General features: G+C 42.7%; 2 protein-coding genes and 1 pseudogene. All 3 read left to right on the forward strand.

Translation table 11 applies throughout. The features are described from left to right. Positions 1-354 (forward strand): annotated as a pseudogene (locus ABYU67_RS12150) (benzoate 1,2-dioxygenase large subunit); the annotation flags it as partial. A gap of 60 nt (positions 355-414) precedes the next feature. Further along, positions 415-912 carry a benzoate 1,2-dioxygenase small subunit gene (gene benB / locus ABYU67_RS12155; protein WP_372845565.1) on the forward strand — a complete coding sequence of 166 codons (498 nt, stop codon included), beginning with the start codon at positions 415-417 and terminating at the stop codon, positions 910-912. A 62-nt stretch (positions 913-974) separates the two neighbouring features. Next, entirely contained in the window at positions 975-1,991 is a 1,017-nt protein-coding gene (benC, locus tag ABYU67_RS12160; RefSeq protein ID WP_372845567.1) for a benzoate 1,2-dioxygenase electron transfer component BenC, read from the forward strand. Positions 1,992-2,109 lie beyond the last annotated feature (118 nt).

The following is a 2,109-nucleotide window of genomic DNA, read 5'->3' on the forward strand; positions in this document are numbered from 1 at the left end:
AGCATCTGGTGTATCGCACCAAAAGGCGAAAGCGATGAGTCACGTGCACGCCGTATCCGTCAATATGAAGATTTCTTTAACGTTACTGGTATGGCAACACCTGATGACTTAGAAGAGTTCCGCTCATGCCAAGAAGGCTATAACGGTATCAAGCTTGAATGGAATGATATGTGCCGAGGCTCTGAGCATTGGATTCAAGGTGCAGATGAAGGCGCGGCTGCTATTGACCTCAAACCTTTAATGAGTGGTGTTAAGACTGAAGATGAAGGACTATATACCGTCCAACATCGCTACTGGCATGAAGAGATGAAAAAAGCTCTAGAGCAAGAAAAGAAATTACATGGCGAAGGGTAACTTAAGAGCCAGTAACTTGCTGATCATGGCAGGACTAACAAACACATAAGGATATCAATCATGAAAAATGCAACGGTTAACATTGAAGACATTCGACAGTTTTTATATCGTGAAGCGCGTTTATTGGATGAGAAAAAATGGGAAGAATGGCTCACTTATTACCATGAAGACTGCCCATTTTGGATGCCAAGTTGGGATGATGATGGTCAGCTCATCAGCGACCCACAACGAGAAATCTCGCTGATTTATTATCCGGATCGTCGTGGTCTTGAAGATCGTATCTTCCGAATCGAAACTGAGCGCTCATCAGCGACCATTCCTGATACGCGTACCACGCACAATTTATCGAATATTGAACTACTCGAAGACAATGACGGTATTGTGACGGTGCGTTTTAACTGGATCAATAAGTCCTTTCGCTATCACGAGACCAATACCTATTGGGGTTACTCTCAGTACAAAATAGACATGACTCAAGACCAACCAAAAATTTTGGATAAATATGTGGTCTTAAAAGACGACTATGTGCATCAAATCATGGACGTCTATCACGTCTAATTATTCACTCATTATTTAGCCACTAGCTTTTCATTAATACGTGTTGAAAAGGGATATTTCTCATGGAATATAATATTGCTCTACAGTTCGAAGACGGTGTCACAGGTTTTATTAAATGTGAAGCCGATGAAACGGTTGCCGAAGCCGCTTATCGTCAAAAATTTAATATCCCTGTAGATTGCCTTGATGGTGCTTGCGGTACTTGCCGTTGCCAATGTGAGTCTGGCAGCTACGACATGCAACCTGATATGTATATCGAAGATGCTCTGACAGAAGCTGAAGCTGCTGAAGGGTATGTACTCACCTGTCAGATGATTCCAGAAAGCGATTGCGTGATCAAGGTGCCAAGCTCTTCTGAAGCCTGCAAAGTTGGTAAATCTACTTTTAAAGGTAAATTACAACAACTTAATGTTTTGTCTGAGTCTACTATTCACTTTGGCATTGATGTTGACAACTCAGACGCTTTGGTATTTCTTCCGGGTCAATACGTCAATGTCCGTATTCCTGATTCTAACGAGACACGCTCGTATTCGTTTAGTTCAATGCCTAGTGCCAAGCAGGCAGAATTTGTCGTTCGTAATATTCCTAACGGCAAAATGAGTACCTTTTTATCTAATACTGCGACTATAGGTCAAGAGATCGAATTTGAAGGACCATTTGGCAGTTTTTATTTGCGTCCCCTTGTACGTCCCACCTTGTTTTTAGCAGGCGGTACCGGTATCGCGCCTTTTTTATCGATGCTAAAAAGTTTAGATGTGTCTGGTGCCCATCATCCTGTCAGGATGGTCTACGGCGTCACCAACGACTTTGATCTTATAGAAGTTGAGAAACTAGAAGAAGTCAAACAAAACCACCCTTGGTTTGACTACCGCACCTGTGTCGCCACTGAAGACAGCCAGCATGAGCGTAAAGGCTATGTTACCGGTCATGTTGATAATGAGTGGCTGAACGATGGTGACGTCGATGTCTACTTGTGTGGTCCGTTAGGGATGGTGGATGCGGTGAGTAACTGGTTAGACAGCAGCAATCTAAAACCGAGTAATTTTTACTATGAAAAATTCACGCCCAGTGAACAATAACGTAGCCTAGCCGTATTACTCTACTAGCAAAGCATGAGCAAGATTTTTAGGAGACTGTCATGAGTAAAAGATTTGATAATAAAGTATGTATCGTTACTGGTGCCGCCCAAGGCATCGG

The sequence above is a fragment of the Psychrobacter sp. genome, assembly GCF_041554015.1.
In the GTDB taxonomy this organism is placed as follows: domain Bacteria; phylum Pseudomonadota; class Gammaproteobacteria; order Pseudomonadales; family Moraxellaceae; genus Psychrobacter.

Excerpts from the sequence above, each read along its gene's own strand:
- benC (WP_372845567.1), top strand. The coding sequence starts at position 975 with ATGGAATATAATATTGCTCTACAGTTCGAAGACGGTGTCACAGGTTTT.
- benB (WP_372845565.1), top strand. The coding sequence starts at position 415 with ATGAAAAATGCAACGGTTAACATTGAAGACATTCGACAGTTTTTATAT.